The sequence below is a fragment of the Micromonospora sp. CA-246542 genome (assembly GCF_050942905.1).
Classification (GTDB): domain Bacteria; phylum Actinomycetota; class Actinomycetes; order Mycobacteriales; family Micromonosporaceae; genus Micromonospora.
In genome coordinates this window covers 6,748,164-6,765,444 of record NZ_CP192040.1, presented here as the reverse complement: position 1 = coordinate 6,765,444, position 17,281 = coordinate 6,748,164, and the positions used below count along the sequence as shown (strand labels likewise).

The following is a 17,281-nucleotide window of genomic DNA, read 5'->3' as shown; positions in this document are numbered from 1 at the left end:
CGCCGCTCACGACCGGCTGATCGCCGCGCCGATCGTCCGTAGCCCGTCGACGTCGTGCACGTCGGCGGGCTGCGCCGTCACCGACACCGCCGGCACCGCCGGGAACGCCTCGGTGAACCGCGCGGCGACCTGCTGCTCGCGTACCGCCTGACGCGCCAGCGCCGCGTGCGCCCGCAGCACGTCGGCGGTGCCCTCGTGTCCACCCAGCTCGGCCAGCCGCTCCGCGGCGGCGCGACTCCGCTCGGCGTCCAGCTTCGGAACCACCGGGCGGTGCACCCGGTTGAGCACCAGGCCGGCGAGCGGCATCTTCTCCTCGCGCAGGCGGCCCGCGAAGTAGGCGGCCTCCCGGACCGCGTCCGGCTCCGGCGTCGCGACCAGCAGGAAGGCCGTCTCCCCCGCCTGGAGGATCCGATACGTCTGCTCGGCCCGCTGCCGGAAGCCCCCGAACATCGAGTCGAGGGCGGCCACGAAGCCGGACAGGTCGGTGAGCAGCTGCGCGCCGAGAACCTTCTGCACCACCTTCGAGAACATCCCGAACGACGCCGTGACCAGGCTGAACATGCTCCGCCCGCCACTGCGCGCCGGAGCCAGCAGCAGGCGCAGCATCCGACCGTCGAGGAAGCGGGAGAGTCGGGCCGGCGCGTCCAGGAAGTCCAGCGCCGAGCGGGACGGCGGGGTGTCCACCACGATCAGGTCCCACTCGCCGCGCGCGTGCAACTGGCCCAGCTTCTCCATCGCCATGTACTCCTGGGTGCCGGCGAATGTCGAGCTCATGGCCTGGTAGAACGGGTTCGCGAAGATCTCCGCGGCCTTCGTCGGGTCGGTGTGCTGGAGCACCACGTCGTCGAAGGTGCGCTTCATGTCCAGCATCATGGCGTGTAGCTCACCGCCGCTGGCCTCGACGTCGATCCCCTTGACCTGCCGGGGCGTGTTGTCCAGCTCGGTCAGGCCCAGCGACTGGGCGAGCCGGCGGGCCGGGTCGATGGTGAGCACCACCGTGCGGCGGCCGTGCTGCTCGGCGGCCCGCAGCGCCAGCGCGGCGGCCGTGGTCGTCTTTCCCACCCCGCCGGCACCGCAGCACACGACGATCCGCACGCCCGGGTCGGCGAGGATCTGGTCGACGTCCAGCTGCGGCGCCGCGTCTTCGGAAGGCACCAATCGAGCGTATCGGGCCGCGTCGGTCCATGCGCCCGTGCTGAGCTCAGGTGTGAGTCAATCGGCGTGGACGAGGGCCTGGGCCAGGGTCGCGAGGCCCGTGCGGTCCACCCCGTCCGGCAGCAACGGCAGCTCGACCATCGGCAGCCCCAGCTCCACCAGGTCGGCGCGGAGGGAATCCTCCAGTTCGCGCCGGATGAGCTGGTCCCGTGCCTCGTCGTGCAATCCGGCCACGATGTCCTGATCGGCCGGCAGGCCAGCGGCGACCAGACCCCGCCGCAGGTCCGCCGCGGTGACCGCCGGGCCGGCCGGCAACGCGGGCCGGGCGCCGTTGACGATCACCTTCCCGATGCCGAAGCCGAGGGAGGTCAGGTCGGCGATGGCGTCGACCGTCTCCTGCACCGGCATCTCCTCCAGGAGCGTGACCACGTGCACGGCCGTCATCGGGGAGCGCAGCAGCGCGGAGACCCCGTCGCTCTGGGTCTTGATCGGGCCGACCTTGGCGAGCCGGGCCGTCTCGGCCGTCACGTTGAGGAAACGACCGATCCGACCGGTGGGCGGCGCGTCCAGCACCACGGCGTCGTACGCGCGCCGCTGCCCCGAGGTGCGGGTCGTGGCCTCCTTCACCTTGCCGGTGAGCAGCACGTCCCGCAGGCCCGGGGCGATGGTGGTGGCGAAGTCGATGGCCCCCAGCTTGCGCAGTGCCCGCCCCGCCGCGCCCAGCTTGTAGAACATGTCGAGGTATTCGAGCAGGGCCTCCTCGGCGTCCACCGCGAGCGCGCGCACCTCGCCGCCGTCCGGCGCGTCAGCGAGGTGTCGCTCCTCGTACGGCAGCGGGTCGAGGCCGAAGAGTTGGGCGATGCCCTGCCGGCCCTCGACCTCCACCAGCAGGGTGCGCCGGCCACCGGCGGCCAGCGCCAGGGCCAGCGCCGCCGCCACGCTGGTCTTGCCGGTGCCGCCCTTGCCGGTCACGACGTGGAGGCGGGCCGACCATCCGCTACCGGCCGGGTCGGACGGCCGCTCAGGTGCACGCACCCGTCGAGCCTATCCAGGGCGACGGGTCACGCGACCTCGCAGACCCACCAACCCGTCTTCTGCACCACGGTGAAGCGCAGGTCCTGGTCGGCCACCTTCTCGTCGGCCGTGGTCATGGTGATCCGGGTGGAGACGGTGGCCCGGTCGCCGGTCTGGTTGTCGACCTTCGGGGTGGTCCACTTGAACCGGGGGTTCTGGTACGTGGCGGCGTACTTCTCCACCTCGGCCACCTTGGCGGCGATCTTCTTGTCGTCGCGCGAGGCGGCGCAGACGTGATCGGCGGCCTTGCCGGCGTCCCGATCCTTGTAGACGGCGGTGAGGAACTCGTCGACGGCGACCGCCGGCTCCTTCGCGCCCTCGCCGGACTCGGCGTTACGAAGGGTCAGGAACGTCACGACGCCACCGCCCACGCAGAGCACCATGATCACGGCCAGCGCGATGGCCGCGATCAGCAGACCGCGCTTCTTCTTCGGCTCGGCGCCGCCGGCGTACGGCGGGTAGCCGGGCGGGGGCGGCGGAATCGCGCCCGGGGAGACGGGCAGCGCCGACGGGTCGGCCGGGCCCCCGGTCGGGGGACGCCGCCGGGCGGGGCGGGGGTGGCCGGCGCTCCCGGCTGCGCGGGAAACGCCCCTGCCCCGAGCTGACCGGAAGAGACGGGCTGACCAGAGACGGGCTGACCAGGGACGGGTTGACCAGAGACGGGTTGACCAGAGACGGGCTGGCCGGGGACGGGCTGGCCGGGGAGGGCGAGCTGCCCACCGGGGGTGGATGGGCCGGACCCGGCGCTCTGATCGGGGAGCGCCGGCTGGCTGGCCCCGGCGGGCTGGGCGGGCTGCGCCGACGGGCCGGGCTGGGCCGGGATGACGGGCTGGCCCGGTGTGGCCGGTCCGCCGGACTGGCCGGTGGAGGTCGTCGGGTCGGACTGCCCGGGGCTGGCCGCTGCCTGGGGCTGGCCGGTGGGATCCGGGTGGGCCGGCGGAAGAGCGCGCGGGCCGGCCTGGTCGCCGCTGGGCGGTTGGGTCATCTCGTTCCCCCGGGGTGCGGCGCCCGGCCGCCACCCCGGGCGCCGAGCGAGATCGAGCGGGCGGCCGGGCGCTGCGCGACCGTCCGACCGAGAGGGTAGCGGCCGACCGCCGGTTCGGTGTCGCCCCTACCGCGCCGTACGTCACTTCTCGACCCGGAGAAGCCGATGGTGACATCCGACGCAGTCGGGATTCCTGCCTCCGGTCTGTCACATATGTGACTCTGGGTGACTGATCGTGCGCGTCCTGTTGGCGGGACCGCCCCCGTGGACCTACCTTCGTCCCGGTGCGGGGGACCGGAACGGTTGGTTGAACCCGACCGGAAGCGTGATCCGAGAGGTACGACCGGAGGCAGTTCATGCGCGACGCGGACAACATCCCTCGCACCCAGTTCCCGACCAACGACCGGCAACGGCGGCTCGGGTCCACGGGTGAGGTGGCCGGCGGGCTGGTCGGCAACCTGCCCATCAACGAGCGGTCGTACCGCCGGGTTTCGGAGCCGCCGGAGACCGCCCGAGCGTCGAACCGACCGGTCGAGCGGTTGCGGGACGACGACGAGCCGGGTTTCGTCATCCATCTGCCGATCCGGGTGCCCGATCTGGCGGCGGCGACCACGCTGGCCGGGCGGGTCGCGGTGTCGCTGGGCTTCCTGCCGGAACTGGACGCGGGCGAGACGACCGTGTCCAACGCGGACGACCAGAACAACCGGCACCGGGTCTTCTGCGACCTGTTGCTGCCCGACCGCTCGCGTTGCCCGCAGGGATACGGGCACGAGGGGCCCTGTGGAGAGCTGCCGGCCACGCCGGAGCAACGTCCCGCGCCCCGCCCGGCCAGCGGACCGTAGGCTGTGCCTCGACGAAGTCCGCACCACGAGGGAGCCCTCCAGCGATGCAGAAGTGGGAATACTCCACGGTCCCTCTGCTGGTCCACGCGACCAAGCAGATCCTCGACAACTGGGGTGAGGACGGGTGGGAACTCGTCGCCGTGGTCCCCGGCCCGAACCCGGACCAGCTCGTGGCGTACCTGAAGCGGCCCAAGGCGTGAGCGCCGGTACTCCGGCGTGGCGACGCTGCGCGATCGCGAACGACGAGGTGACGCGATGAGCAACGGTCCCCACGCGAAGCTCGCCGAGCTGGGTCTCGAACTGCCCGACGTGGTGCCGCCGGTGGCCAGCTACGTGCCGGCCGTGCAGTCCGGGCAGCACGTGTACGTCTCGGGCCAGTTGCCCATCGCCGAGGGCAAGCTCCTGGCGACCGGCAAGGTCGGCGCGGGGATCTCCGCCGAGCAGGCCAAGGATCTCGCCCAGCGGTGCGCGCTCAACGCGCTGGCGGCGGTCGACTCGCTGGTCGGCCTGGAGAACGTGGTCAAGGTGGTCAAGGTGACCGGCTTCGTGGCCTCGGCCCCCGGGTTCATCGGCCAGCCCGCTGTCATCAACGGTGCCTCCGACCTGTTCGGCACCGTCTTCGGCGAGGCCGGCCGTCACGCGCGAAGCGCGGTGGGCGTGGCCGAACTCCCCCTGGACGCCCCGGTGGAGATCGAACTGATCGTCGAAGTCGCCTGACCCCACCGCGATCTTGCACTTCCTGTCCCGACGAATGCCGTGAACAGGCATGAATTAGCAGCAGGAAGTGCAAGATCGCGGGGAGTGTCGGGCGGGGTCGTACGATCGCAGCCATGAGCGGGCACGTGACGGGGGCCGTGGCGGCATTGGCTGGCGAGCTGCCGGCGTGGGTTTCGCTGCTGCGCGCGCCCAATCCGGGGCCGATGACCCTCGACGGGACCAACACCTGGGTGCTGCGCGCGGCTCCGGATGAGCCGGCAGTGGTGATCGATCCGGGGCCGGCCGACGAGGGGCACCTGACCCGGATCGCCGAGCACGGCCCGATCGGGCTGGTCCTGATCACCCACGGCCACCCCGACCACACCGAGGGCTCCGTCCGGCTGAGCAAGCTGCTCGGCGGCGTGCACGTCCTGGCCGCCGACCCGGCGCACACGATCGGCGGCGAGCCGCTGACCGAGCCGGGCGAGCACCTCGGCGGCTTCGGGCTGGAGATCCACCTGCTGAACACCCCCGGCCACACCGCCGACTCGGTCTGCTTCCTGGTTGAGTGCGGCGACGAGCGGGTGGTGCTCACCGGTGACACCATCCTGGGCCGCGGTACCACCGTGGTGGCCCACCCGGACGGGAACCTCGGCGACTACCTGGGCAGCCTCGAGCTGCTTTCCGCGTACACCGGGATCGCGGCGCTGCCGGGCCACGGCCCGGCGCTGGCCGACTGCGCCGCCGCCGCCGAGTTCTACCTCGCCCACCGGCGGGCCCGGCTCGATCAGGTCCGGTCGGCGGTCGACGCCGGCGCTCGGACGCCCGCCGACGTGGTCGCGGCGGTCTACGCGGACGTGGACCGCTCGCTCTGGTGGGCGGCGGAATGGTCGGTCCGTGCCCAGCTGGAGTATCTGGGCGTCGACAGCGGGGAATCCGCGCCGGGGGTCAGTGGGTTGGAGCACACGTGACCTGCCCGGTGTGCGGAACCGTAGCCGTCCCCGGCGCACGGTTCTGCCACAACTGCGGCGCCGCGCTACCGGCGGCCGCCACGTTGCCGGCGGCCGAGCGCCGGGTCGTCACCGTTCTCTTCGGTGACCTCTCCGAATTCACCTCCTGGTCGGAGGACCTCGACCCGGAACGCGTCGGCGCGGTCACCGACCGCGTGCTCGCCGCGCTGGCCGGTGCCGTCAAGACCTTCGGCGGGCACGTCGACAAGCTGACCGGCGACGGGATCATGGCGGTCTTCGGGGCCCCGGTGGCGCACGAGGACGACGCCGAGCGGGCCGTCCGGGCCGCCCTGTCGATGCAGCGGGCGGTGCGCCGGGTGCTCGACGACGAGCGGGGCGGCGGCGCGCCGCTCGGTCTGCGCGTCGGCCTGAACACGGGCGACGTCATCGCGGGCATCCAGGCGGCCATCGAGTACACGGTCATCGGCGACACGGTGAACACCGCCGCCCGGCTGGCCGACGCCGCCGCCGTCGGCGCGGTCTACGCCGGCGGGCGCACCGCCGCCGCCACCCGGCACGTCGCCTCCTGGCGGGCGCTGCGCCCGCTGCGGCTCAAGGGCAAGCGGGAACCGGTCGAGGCGTACGAGCTGCTGGGCCTGTTGGACGCGCCGGGCACCCGCTCGGGTCTCGGCGACGAGGCACCATACGTGGGCCGGGAGACCGAGATCGGGCGGGTCGCCGGCCGACTCGCCGAGGTGATCGACCAGGGTGATCCGCGGGTGCTGCTGATGACCGCCGAGGCGGGCATCGGCAAGTCCCGGTTCGCCGCCGAGGTGGAGCGCCTCGCGGCCGGGTACGACGTGGGCGCCGGCCGGTACGCGGCGCACACCGGCGCTCGGGTGCTGTCGGTGCGCTGTGCCGCCTTCGGCGAGCGGCGTCGGCTCGCGCCCTGGCCGACCTGGTCCGGGCCGCCGTCGGTCTCCCCAGCGACGCGGCCACCGCGCTGACCCGGCCGGCCGTGGAGGAGCGGCTACGCCGCCTCGGCCAGCGTCTCGCCCGCTCGGGTGAGACGGCTCCGATCGCCAACGACCAACTGCTCGCCCTGCTCGGCTACGCCGAACTGCCCGCGCACGCCGGCACCGACAACGGCGAGTGGGGCGCCGCGGGTGCGGCGGCCGCCGACGCCGAGGCGGTGCCGAACGCCGTGGCCGACCTGCTCAGTGGGCTCGCCTCGGAAGCGCCGCTGGTGATCGTGGTGGACGACCTGCACGACGCGACCGCCGAGACCATCAGCGCCCTCGGGTCGACCCTCTCCCGACTCACCGGTCCGGTGCTCGTCCTGCTGCTCGGCCGCCCCGAGCTGGTCCGTACCGCCGGTGCGTTGACCCGTGTCGCGGACGCCGAGGTGCACTCCCTGCCGCCGCTGCGGGGCGCCGACGCGGCCCGCCTGCTCACCAGTTATCTCGGCGGCGGGAAGTTGCCGCCGGCCGACGCCGACCGGCTGCTCGCCACCGCCCAGGGCAACCCGTTCTACCTGGCCGAGTTGGTCACCCTGCTGATCGAGCGCGGCGCGCTGACCACCGCCGCCAACACGCGGGACCAGGACTCGTCCGGCTGGCGGTTGGTACCCGGCTCGCTGGGCAGCCGGCTGCTCTCCCGCGACCTCGCGGCCGTCCTCGCCGCCCGGATCGACGCGCTGCCCCCGGACGCCCGTTCCGTGCTGCGCGACGCCGCCGTCGTCGGCGACACCGTGCCGACCGGTGCGTTGGAAGCTCTCCGCGAGCAGCGGGCCGGCCGGGACGGCAGACCGTCGGCGGTGGTCGCCGTCGAGTTCGACCGGGCCGTCGAGGAGCTGCTGCAACGCCGCATGCTGCACCGCACCCGCTCCGGGTACGCGTTCGCCACCCCGCTCATGCGGGAGGCCGCGTACGCCGGGGTGAGCAAGGCGGAGTTGGCCGAGCGGCACGCCGCGTTGGCCCGCTGGGCCGCGCCGGCCGAGGGTGTCACCGCGGGCGGCTTCTCGGAGGAGGCCCGCGACGACTTCGTCGCCGCACACGTGCAGCGGGCGGCCACGCTCGCCGACGCGGTGAAACTGCGACCGGACGCGCCGGCCCGCGCCGTGGTCCCGCTCGGGATCGCCGCACTCGGCCGGGCCGCCCGCCGCTCGCTGTCCGCCGGGGAGCCCGCCCTCGCCGTCGAGTACGCCGAACGCGCCAGCGAGCTGGCCCGCGACGGGGTGCCGGCGACCGACCGGGTGGTGCACGCCCGCGCGCTGTTGCAGATCGGTCGGGTGGTGGACGCGCTCGCCTTCGCCGAGAAGATCGCCGCGAACGCGGGGGACGACGCCACCCGGGCCAGTGCTCTGCTGCTCGCCGGGCAGGCCCAGCAGACCCTCGGTGAGCAGGGCCGGGCGGAGGCCGCCTGGCAGGAGGCGTTGCAGGTGGCCACCGCCGAAGGGTTGCCCACGCTGCGCGCGTCCGCCATGCGCCGGCTCGGCATGGGCGACTTCGTGGCCGGTCGGCTGAGCCAGGCGAGCAGCCGGCTGGCCGCCGCGTACCAGGTCAGCCTCGCCGCACAGGATCGACGAGGGCAGGCCTGGTCGCTACAGAACCTGGCGTGGGTGACCACCACCCGGGGTGACTTCGCCGGCACCGACGCCGTGCTCGGTCGGGCCGCACGGCTCTTCGCCGAGCTGAAGGACCCGTACGGTCGGGCGTGGCTGCGGGGCACCACCGCCTTCGCCCGGCTGCTCGCCGGTCGGCTGCGGGAGGCGTGCCGCCTGGCGCAGGTCTTCCTGCCCTTCGGCGAACGGGTGGGCGAGGCGTGGGCGGTGGGTACGCTGCGCGCGGTCGCCGCGTTCGCCACCGCGGAGCTGGGCGACCTGGCCGAGGCGGACCGGGAGGCCCGCCGCGCGTACCGCGAGTTCGCGGCCGCCTCCGACGACTGGGGGCGCGGGTTCGCGCTGGTGGTCCGGGCCGTCGTGGCGCGTGGGCTGGGCGAGCCGGAACACGCGGCCGACCTGCTCAGCGACGCCCTGGTGTACGCCGAACAGACCTCCCACCCGCTGCTCACCGGAATGGCCGGCACGCTGCGCGGCTCCGTGGCGCTGGACATGGGCGACCACGAGACCGCCGAGCAGGCCGCCCGGGCGGTGTTGACGGCCGTCGAGCCGCACAACCCGCAGGCGCCGGCGCAGGTCGCGCCCCGGGTGCTGCTGGCCACCGCCCGACTGGCGGCCGGCGATCCGGCGACCGCGGTCGGGCTGCTCGCCCCGTGGCGACCGCCGCCGCCACCACGCCCTCCCTGCTCCTGTCCCGCCGCCAGACCATGGCCCGGTACGCGTCGGCGCTGCTCGCCCACGGTCAGCGGGAGCAGGCGCTGGACTGGGCCCGACGGGCGGTCGCCGCACCAGCCGAGGACGTACGCAGTCAGGTGATCGCGGCGAGCGTGCTCGCCGAGGCGTTGGCGGCCTGCGGTCACCCGGAGGAGGCCCGGTCCTGCGCCGACGAGGCGGTCCGCCTGGCGTACGCGACGGAACAGCGCAGCGAACGACGGGCGGCCAAAGCCCTCCAGGAACGCCTGACCCCCACGAACCCCCCGCCCGGTGATCATGAAGTTGTTGCCAGCGACACCGGTGTGTCGACGCGATAACTTCATGATCGTCGCCCGAGGGCGGGTGGGGTTCGGTGGGTTTTGGCGGTTCTGGGGATGTGGTTGTCCCGGGGAGCGGCTAGCGTGTCACCACCGCGCGGTGCTCCACAGTGGTGACCGTCGCCGTGCCTGGGGGAGGCCCACCATGAAGCTGCCGCGTTCCGTCGCCGGCTGGACCATCGCGGTCTTCGGCGTCCTGGCGCTCGTGATGGGCGCCGTCGGACTGCTCTGGCCGGAGGCGCAGCTGCGCATGCTCGGGTTCGAGGTGCCGGCGACCCGTTCCGCCGGCGACTACACCGGCACCTTCCTGCTGGCGTCCTCGATGGCCTCGTTCAACATGGGCGTCTACTACCTGCTCGCGACGGTCACCGAGTGGCGGTCGTTCTACCGGTTCACGGTGGTGTTCCGGTTGGTCACCTTCACCGTGTTCACCATCGCCGTGCTGGCCGACATCGCTCCCGACAGGTTCTTCGGCGTGGCCGCGTGGGAAGGGCTCGGTGCGGTCGCCACCGCGGTCGGCCTGCGGGTGGACGCTCGCCGGGGCACGCCGCCCGCCTCTGCCGCTCCAGCGCCGGCCGCTTCGGCGGACGCGGCGCGCTGAGCCACCGGCAGGGTTGGGTATTTTCGAGCGGTGACCGACACCCCGACCGGCGGCCTGCCGGTGCCGATCGTGCCCGGTCTGACTGATTTGCGGGTCTTTGCCCGAGGTGGTTACGCCACTGTCTACCAGGCCACCCAGATCTCCGTCGACCGCGAGGTCGCCGTCAAGGTCGAGAATCGCACGCTGGACAGCGAACGCGACCAGGCCCGTTTCCTGCGCGAGGCGCGGGCGGCCGGACGGATGTCGTCGCACCCGCACGTCGTGGACCTCTTCGACGTCGGCGTCACCGTCGACCAGCACCCGTACCTGATCATGGAACTCTGCGACGGGTCGTACGCCGAGCGGATGCGCACCTCGCCGCTCGGCCCGGTGGAGGCCCGCGACCTCGGCATCAAGATCGCCGACGCGTTGGCCCACTCGCACGGCGCCGGGGTGCTGCACCGGGACGTCAAGCCCGCGAACATCCTCTACTCGCACTTCAACTCGGCGGTGCTTGCCGACTTCGGGCTGGCCGTACTGGCCGAGGCCCGGGACGCCTCGGTCACCCTGGAGGTGCTCACCCCGGCGTACGCGCCACCGGAGATGTTCAGCCACAGCCCGCCATCGCCGGCCGTCGACGTGTACGCGCTCTGCGCCACCCTCTACGCCGTGATGCACGGCCGACCGCCGCGCTGGCAGTCCGAGCGCAACCCAAGTCTGGTGACCGTGCTGGAGATGTTCAACCAGCCGATCCCCGCCCTGCCCGGCGTGCCGGACGAGCTGATCGACGTGCTGCGGCTCGGCATGGCCAACGATCCGGGCGAGCGACCGTCCGCCCTCGAACTGCACGACCTGCTCGCCACCCTGCCGTTCGGCGGGCCGGCCGCCCCGGTGAGTGGCGCCCCCATCAGCGGCGGTGCCTCGATCGGCGGTGGCTCGCCGAGGTCCGGCCTGTACGGCACGGGCCACCCCGGTCCCCGTCCACCGGTCGAGGAGACCCGCCCCGGCGTAACCGGCGGCCGGCGCTGGCGGCGACGCTGGTTCCTCGGAGGCGCCGGCGTGCTGGCGCTCGCCGCCTCGGCCACCACCGGCGCCTGGGTCGCCAGCAGTGACGGGTCGCCCAGCCCGTCTCCCTCGGTGACCCGGGTCGCGGCCCCGGCGACCGGACCACTGCCCGGTTGTGCCGGCGTGCCGACCGCACTGCCCAGTGGCGCCCGCTGTCTGCCCGAACTGGAGTGCTTCGGCCCGGTGCGCATCCGCGGCGAACACGCGGAGGCGGCGCGGGTCCCCTGCGACGGCCGGCACACCTGGGAGGCGTACGCCGAGGGCATCCTGCCGGTGCCGCTGGTGGGCGCGGACCACGACGCGGTGGTCGCCGCCGAGCAGGTACGACAGGTGTGCAGCGCCACGACGTTCCGGCTCACCACCGAGATCACCGAGCCGGCCGGCTGGCACCTGGAGGTGTTGCCGCCCGTGGACGGCAACGTCGACCGGGTCTACCGCTGCCTGGCCGGCCGGGGCGTCGACGCGCTCACCGCCCCCACTCTCACCGGTCGCTGAACCCGCCCCGCGCCCGTCCCCGTTCCCGCACCGCCCGCAACGCGTCCCGGCTGTCCAGGGCGTCGAGGGTGTCCGCGTCGATGCCGTACGGCATCAGATCCGGTGGGGCGGCGGGGTGCGGCTGCTCCGCGGGCTCCCGTTCGTCACGCTGGCGGGCGGCCGACACGGCGACCGTGGCAACCGTCGCCAACAGCACGCACAACAGCGCGAGAGCGACCCCGACGAGGTCCTGCCGGCGCAGGACGACCAGCAGGATCAGCAGCGCGAGGGCACCCGGCGCCGTGACCGCCGCCACCATCCGCGCATCGATCCTGGAGAGTCGATTCACCCTTCCAGCATGTCGTGACCCGGCTCGCTGTCAACCGCTGAGGCGATCCGCCACGCCGATCGGCGTCGATCGAACGGACGACTCGACGTAGCCAATCGGCGTGAACACTTAGTGGACCCGTCTCGCTACTCTCGGTGTTCCGCAGGCTGGTCCGTCAGCGAGGTCGCCCATGAACGTACGCATGCCCCGGTCCCGGCTCCGCTCGGTCGCGACGACGCTGGCGGTCGCCCTGACCCTCACCCTGGCCGCCGCTGCCGGATGCGACAGCCGCAAGGAGCCGGACCTGCCGTCCGTGCAGGAGAAGATGCGCGAGTCGCACATCTACGGCCAGTCCAAGCTGCGCATCGGCGTCGCCACCAACGAGCCGCTGATGGGCGACCTCCGCAACGGCCAGCACGTCGGCTTCGACGTCGAGATCGGCCGGTACATCGCCACCTCCCTCGGCTACCAGGGCGAACAGCAGTTGGAGTTCGTGTCGGTGGCCACCGAGGATCGGATTCCGTACCTGCAGGGCGGCACGGTCGACCTGGTGGTGTCCAGCTTCTCGATGACGGAGGAGCGCAAGAAGGTGGTCAGCTTCGCCGGGCCGTACTTCGTCACCACCCAGGAGGTGCTGGTGCCGGTCCGGCTCAAGGACGAGATCCGCACGATCGAGGACCTGCGGAACCCGAAGTACAAGATCTGCACCAGCGGCGGCTCCACCACCGAGACCGAGCTGGAGAAGCGCCAGGTCAAGGCGTTGGTGGTGAAGGACGTCTGGGACTGCGTGGACGGCATCCGGGCCGGCCGGTACGACGCGGTCAGCTCGGACGAGACGATCCTCGCGGGCTTCCTCGCCACGTACCCCAAGGAGTTCGAGATCGTCGACCTGCCCTTCGGTACGAGCGAGCTGCTGGGCATCGGTGTGCCGATCGGCGACCCGGCGCTGCGTGACCTGGTCGCGTTCTTCCTGCACAAGAGCTACCTGCAGGGGCGCGACGGGCAGGCCAGTCCGTGGCAGACGGCGTACAACCGGACCCTGGGCCCGTGGTTGCGGGTCGAGAGGAGCCAGCCGCAGCCGCTGGAGGTGCCGAAGCTTGTCGACTTCGACGACAAGGCGCCCCGGCGTTGAGCGCGGCAAGGACCGCGACCGGTGACGCGGACGCCGACGTCCCAGTGCCGACGCCACGCGCGTCCGTACCGACCGACCACGTGGATCCGGACGCCGACGAGGGGCCGCGCGCCGAACCCACCGCCGACACGGACCGGGTCGCCGACGCCGTGCCGGTGCGGTGGGACCCGGCGGAACGGCGGGCGCGGGCCAGCCAGTCGTTCTGGACCGCGGTCGTGGGCGTGCCGGCGATCTTCTCGGTGCTCCGGCTCGGCGTGGAGGCGGGCGGCGAGCTGCAGACCACCCTGTTGCTGGTCGCCAACGTCGGGACGGTCAACCTGCTCGCGGGTTTCCTCACCACCGCGGCCCGACTGCTCTCGACCGGGCTGGTCGCCGTCTTCGCGCTCGGCGCGGTGCTGGCGGTGAGCGTGGAGCGCCTGCCACCCGGCACCCGACGTCGTCCACTCTTCGCCCGCTGGGCGGACCTCACCCCGGCCTGGTTCGTGCTGGCCAGCTTTCTGCTCGCCCTGCTCACCTGGCCGCTGCTCTACCTGCCGCTGCTGCTGCCGGCGTTCGCGGCCGCGTTCCAGCTCCGGCCGGAGCGGTTGCACGAATGGGTCGTACCCCGGTTCCTGGCGATCATCGCGTTGTTCGCCGGGTACGGGTGGCTGATGGTGCCCACCCTGCGCGCCGCCGGCGCGGAGGGTGACCTGCTGGTGCTGGCGCTGCTGACGGTCCCGCCGGTGCTGGCGCTGTTCATCGCCGGGCCGCTGCCCGGCGTGGTCATCCGTCCGCTGGCGTCGGTGACCGAGGTGGCGGTGCTGGCCATGCTGCTCTGGGCCGCGCTGCCGGTGATCAGCACACCGGTCCTGCCGCTCACCGTCACCACCGTGGGCGCCGAGAACGGCCCGACCGAGGACGTACGAGGGCACGTGGTGACCACCGACGACGTCAACATGGTGATCCTGCAGGAACGGGGTGGGGTCCGGTACGTGCCCGTCGGCCTCGTCCGGGCGCAGGTGCTCTGCCCGAGCGAGGAGGAGTTGCCCCGGCACCGGCTGCGCATCCACGACTTCCACGTCGAGGACTCGCTGCTGGAGGGGCTGGGCCGCCGCGTCCGCCCGGTGCACCGTATCGACGCCGCCTGCCGCGCCCCCGGCCTGACCACCTCGCCTCAGTAGGACTTCTCCTGACCCAGGACGTGCTGGGCGACGAAGTTGAGGATCATCTCCCGGCTGACCGGGGCTATCCGGCCCGCCCGCACCGCGCCCAACAGCGTCGCCACCCCGTACTCGGTCGTCATGCCGGCCCCGCCGAGGGCCTGCACGGCGGTGTCCACGGCGAGCGCGGCGGCCTCGCCGGCCGCGTACTTGGCCATGTTGCCGGCCACCCCGGTCTCCAGGTCACGGCCGGCGTCGTACAGCGTGGCCGCCTTCTGGATCATCAGACGGGCCAGCTCGACCTGCACGGCCGCGTGTGCCAGCGGATGCGACACCCCCTGGTGGGAGCCGATGCTCCGGCCACCCCAGACCTTGCGGGTGGCGGTGTACTCGCTGGCGCGCTCGATGGCGTACCGGCCGGTGCCGGCACCCATCGCGGCCACCGTGATCCGCTCGGGGTTGAGCCCACTGAACAGGGCCGGCAGCCCGGCGTCGAGGGACTCGCCGACCAGCGCTTCGGCGGGCACCCGCACGTCGTCCAGGTAGAGCAGGAACTGGTTCTCCGGAGACACGATCTCCATGTCCAGCTTGGACCGGGTCAGCCCGGCCGCGTCGGTCGGCACGATGAAGAGCGCGGGCTTGAGCTTTCCGGTGGAGGAGTCCTCCGTCCTCGCGACGACGAGCACGTGACCCGCCTCGTCGACCCCGGAGATGTAGCACTTGCGGCCGTTGAGCACCCAGTCGTCGCCGTCGCGGCGGGCCACCGTGCCGAGGCGGTGGAAGTTGGATCCGGCCTCCGGCTCGGTGATCGCGAAGACGATCTTCGCCGAGCCGTCGGCGAGACCGGGAAGGTGCCGTTTGCGTTGATCCTCGGTGCCATGTCGGGCGATCACGGTGGCCGCGATGGCGGGGGACACCACCAACAGCAGCAGCGGGCAGCCGGCCGCCGCCAACTCCTCGCAGACGATGGCCAGCTCGGTGATGCCGCCGCCCCCACCGCCGTACTCGGTGGGGATGTTGACCCCCAGGTAGCCGAGCCGGCCCGCCTCGGCCCACAGCTCGGTGGTGTGCTCGCCGGCCTTCGCCTTCTCGACGAAGTAGCCGTGCCCGTACCGGCGGCCGAGCGCCCGTACCGCGTCGCGCAACTGGTCCTGTTCGGAAGTGAGGTCGAAGGTCATCAGTGGTCCTTTCCGATAACGGCCAGCACGGCGCCCGTGCGTACCTGACCGCCGGCGGACACCGGCAGCTCGGCGACCACGCCGTCGGTCGGGGCGAGCACGGGATGTTCCAGCTTCATCGCTTCGAGGGTCAGCAGAAGGTCGCCGGCCGCGACGCGCTGGCCGACCTCGACGTGCACCCGGGTCACCGCGCCGGGCAGTGGCGCGAGCAGCGACCCGGCGGCCAGCTCCGCGGTCGGCAGTGGCAGACGCGGCAGCTCGGCCAGGCTCGCCGCCCCGTCCGGGCCGTCCACGAAGATCTCCGACCCCACCCGGTGTACGCGGTACGACCGCCGCACCCCGTCGACGTCGAGGACCACGCGGTCTCCGGTGGCCTCGACCAGCTCGACGGTGGACGGGCCGGCGGCGCGCTCGTCGGTGTCGCGTTCGGCGGACCACTCGACCAGGCCGCCGGTGCGGTTCAGCCGGTAGCGGACCTCGATCTCGCCGTCCGGACCGGTGAACCGGGTGACCTGTCCGACGGCCGGCACGTTGCGCCAGCCGGAGGGGAGACCGGCGAGCACCGGCGCGGTCGATCGGCGGTGTGCGGCGTTGGCCAACGCGGCGGCGAGCGCGGTGACCGGGAGCTGGTCGGCGGGGAGCAGCGGCGCGAATACCTCCGGGTGCCGGTCCAGGAAGCCGGTGTCGATCTCGCCGGCCGCGAACTCCGGGCTGCGCAGTACCCGGACCAGCAGATCCCGGTTGGTGGCGACGCCGTGGATCTCGGCCCGCGCCAGCGCGCCCGCGAGCGCGCGGATGGCCTCGGACCGGGTCGGGGCCACGGCGACCACCTTGGCCAGCAGCGAGTCGTAGTGCACGCCCACCACCGAGCCGGCCAGCACGCCGGAGTCGAGTCGCAGGCCCGCCGGCTGGATCCCGCCGAACTCCCGGTTCACGCCCGGCACGTGAAAGCGGTGCAGGGTGCCGGTGGCGGGCCGCCAACCCCGCGCCGGCTCCTCGGCGCAGAGCCGCACCTCGATCGCGTGGCCACACGTGGCGGCACGGTGCTGACGCGCGGGCAGCGGCTCACCCTCGGCCACCAGCACCTGCATCCGGACCAGGTCCAGCCCATCCGGAGTGGTCAGTTCGGTGACCGGATGCTCCACCTGGAGTCGGGTGTTCATCTCGAGGAAGTGGAACGCCCCGTCGGGCGTCAGCAGGAACTCGACAGTGCCCGCGCCCACGTAGTCGACAGCCCGCCCGGCGGTCTCGGCGGCCTCGTGCAGACGCTCCCGCACCTCGGCTGGCACGAGACCGGGCGCCTCTTCGATGATCTTCTGGTGCCGGCGCTGGATCGAGCACTCCCGGACGCCGAGCACCTGCACGGTCCCGTGGGTGTCGCCGAGGATCTGCACCTCGACGTGCCGGCCGCGCTCGACGTACCGCTCGATGAAGACCGTGCCGTCACCGAACGCCGAAGCCGCCTCGCGGCGCGCGGAGGCGACGGCCTCGGCGAGCTCGGCGGCGTCCCGGACGATCCGCATGCCCCGGCCACCGCCACCGGCGGACGCCTTCACCAGCACCGGGAAGCCGGTGACCTGGTCGGCGTCGGTCCAGCTCGGCAGCATCGGCACGCCCGCCTCGGCGAGCAGCGCCTTCGCCGCCAGCTTGTCACCCATCGCGGCGATGACCTTGGCCGGCGGGCCGACCCAGGTCAGGCCCGCGTCGGTTACCGCCGCCGCGAACTCGGCGTTCTCGGCGAGGAACCCGTAACCCGGGTGGACGGCGTCCGCGCCGCTGCGCCGGGCCGCGTCCAGGATGAGATCCACCCGCAGGTACGTCTCGGCCGGCGTGACGCCCGGCAGCCGGACCGCCCGGTCGGCCTCGGCGACGAAGGGCGCGTCGGCGTCCGCGTCCGAGTGCACGGCGACGGTCTGCACGCCCATCGCCCGGCAGGTGGCGAAGACCCGGCGGGCGATCTCGCCCCGGTTGGCCACGAGCAGTCTGGTGATCATCAGCGCTGAGCCTGCCTTTCGTTCGCGACTGCGGGACT

At 73.1% G+C, this 17,281-nt stretch carries 15 protein-coding genes and 1 pseudogene; 10 read left to right on the top strand and 6 right to left on the bottom strand.

Translation table 11 applies throughout. From position 1 onward, the window contains the following. Positions 1-6 precede the first annotated feature (6 nt). Genes ACQP0N_RS31505 through ACQP0N_RS31495 form a run of 3 tightly spaced genes read right to left on the bottom strand, consistent with a single transcriptional unit; the run spans position 7 to position 2,732 of the window. Positions 7-1,155 (bottom strand): ArsA family ATPase, encoded by a 1,149-nt coding sequence (locus tag ACQP0N_RS31505; protein ID WP_355052536.1) that lies wholly within the window; start codon positions 1,153-1,155, stop codon positions 7-9. A gap of 57 nt (positions 1,156-1,212) precedes the next feature. Continuing rightward, positions 1,213-2,190, bottom strand: a complete 978-nt coding sequence (locus ACQP0N_RS31500; protein ID WP_355052535.1) for an ArsA-related P-loop ATPase — start codon at positions 2,188-2,190, stop codon at positions 1,213-1,215. Between the two features lie 26 nt (positions 2,191-2,216). Further along, the gene (locus tag ACQP0N_RS31495; RefSeq protein ID WP_433121891.1) at positions 2,217-2,732 is read right to left on the bottom strand and encodes an Rv0361 family membrane protein; all 516 of its coding nucleotides are present in this window, start codon (positions 2,730-2,732) and stop codon (positions 2,217-2,219) included. A gap of 161 nt (positions 2,733-2,893) precedes the next feature. Here ACQP0N_RS31495 and ACQP0N_RS31490 point away from each other — a divergent pair, with 161 nt between their 5' ends. The 8 genes and pseudogenes from ACQP0N_RS31490 (at position 2,894) to ACQP0N_RS31455 (ending at position 11,493) form a co-directional block, all read left to right on the top strand. Continuing rightward, positions 2,894-3,313 carry a hypothetical protein gene (locus tag ACQP0N_RS31490; RefSeq protein WP_433121911.1) on the top strand — a complete coding sequence of 140 codons (420 nt, stop codon included), beginning with the start codon at positions 2,894-2,896 and terminating at the stop codon, positions 3,311-3,313. A gap of 257 nt (positions 3,314-3,570) precedes the next feature. Next, positions 3,571-4,056: a hypothetical protein gene (locus ACQP0N_RS31485; protein ID WP_433116175.1), complete on the top strand. Its 486-nt coding sequence runs from the start codon at positions 3,571-3,573 to the stop codon at positions 4,054-4,056. 44 nt (positions 4,057-4,100) lie between these two features. Further along, positions 4,101-4,256: a DUF4177 domain-containing protein gene (locus ACQP0N_RS31480; RefSeq protein ID WP_007466198.1), complete on the top strand. Its 156-nt coding sequence runs from the start codon at positions 4,101-4,103 to the stop codon at positions 4,254-4,256. 55 nt (positions 4,257-4,311) lie between these two features. Next, complete coding sequence (locus tag ACQP0N_RS31475; protein WP_355052533.1) at positions 4,312-4,773, top strand: RidA family protein; 462 nt, start codon at positions 4,312-4,314, stop codon at positions 4,771-4,773. A gap of 113 nt (positions 4,774-4,886) precedes the next feature. After that, positions 4,887-5,723 (top strand): MBL fold metallo-hydrolase, encoded by an 837-nt coding sequence (locus ACQP0N_RS31470; protein ID WP_433116173.1) that lies wholly within the window; start codon positions 4,887-4,889, stop codon positions 5,721-5,723. Beyond that, a pseudogene (locus tag ACQP0N_RS31465) lies at positions 5,720-9,353 on the top strand (adenylate/guanylate cyclase domain-containing protein). The gene ACQP0N_RS31470 and the pseudogene ACQP0N_RS31465 overlap by 4 nt, the downstream one beginning before the upstream one ends. A 145-nt stretch (positions 9,354-9,498) precedes the next feature. Next, on the top strand, positions 9,499-9,954 hold the full coding sequence (locus ACQP0N_RS31460; protein ID WP_433116171.1) for a hypothetical protein: 456 nt from the start codon (positions 9,499-9,501) through the stop codon (positions 9,952-9,954). Between the two features lie 30 nt (positions 9,955-9,984). Then, positions 9,985-11,493 carry a serine/threonine-protein kinase gene (locus ACQP0N_RS31455; protein WP_433116169.1) on the top strand — a complete coding sequence of 503 codons (1,509 nt, stop codon included), beginning with the start codon at positions 9,985-9,987 and terminating at the stop codon, positions 11,491-11,493. On the opposite strand, the gene ACQP0N_RS31450 is transcribed toward ACQP0N_RS31455, so the two are convergent. Beyond that, a complete protein-coding gene (locus ACQP0N_RS31450) occupies positions 11,480-11,821 on the bottom strand; it encodes a hypothetical protein (RefSeq protein WP_433116167.1) in 342 nt (113 codons plus the stop codon). The genes ACQP0N_RS31455 and ACQP0N_RS31450 overlap by 14 nt on opposite strands. A 169-nt stretch (positions 11,822-11,990) precedes the next feature. Between ACQP0N_RS31450 and ACQP0N_RS31445 the strand changes: the two genes are divergently transcribed. Together ACQP0N_RS31445 and ACQP0N_RS31440 are read left to right on the top strand one after the other, a co-directional pair. Beyond that, positions 11,991-12,932 (top strand): transporter substrate-binding domain-containing protein, encoded by a 942-nt coding sequence (locus ACQP0N_RS31445; RefSeq protein WP_433116165.1) that lies wholly within the window; start codon positions 11,991-11,993, stop codon positions 12,930-12,932. Next, the gene (locus ACQP0N_RS31440; protein ID WP_433116163.1) at positions 12,929-14,092 is read left to right on the top strand and encodes a hypothetical protein; all 1,164 of its coding nucleotides are present in this window, start codon (positions 12,929-12,931) and stop codon (positions 14,090-14,092) included. The genes ACQP0N_RS31445 and ACQP0N_RS31440 overlap by 4 nt, the downstream gene beginning before the upstream one ends. Here ACQP0N_RS31440 and ACQP0N_RS31435 read toward each other — a convergent pair. Together ACQP0N_RS31435 and ACQP0N_RS31430 are read right to left on the bottom strand one after the other, a co-directional pair. Continuing rightward, complete coding sequence (locus tag ACQP0N_RS31435) at positions 14,086-15,249, bottom strand: acyl-CoA dehydrogenase family protein (protein ID WP_433116162.1); 1,164 nt, start codon at positions 15,247-15,249, stop codon at positions 14,086-14,088. The genes ACQP0N_RS31440 and ACQP0N_RS31435 overlap by 7 nt on opposite strands. After that, positions 15,249-17,243, bottom strand: coding sequence for a biotin carboxylase N-terminal domain-containing protein (locus ACQP0N_RS31430; protein ID WP_433116160.1), 1,995 nt, complete (start codon positions 17,241-17,243; stop codon positions 15,249-15,251). The genes ACQP0N_RS31435 and ACQP0N_RS31430 overlap by 1 nt, the downstream gene beginning before the upstream one ends. Between the last annotated feature and the right edge of the window lie 38 nt (positions 17,244-17,281).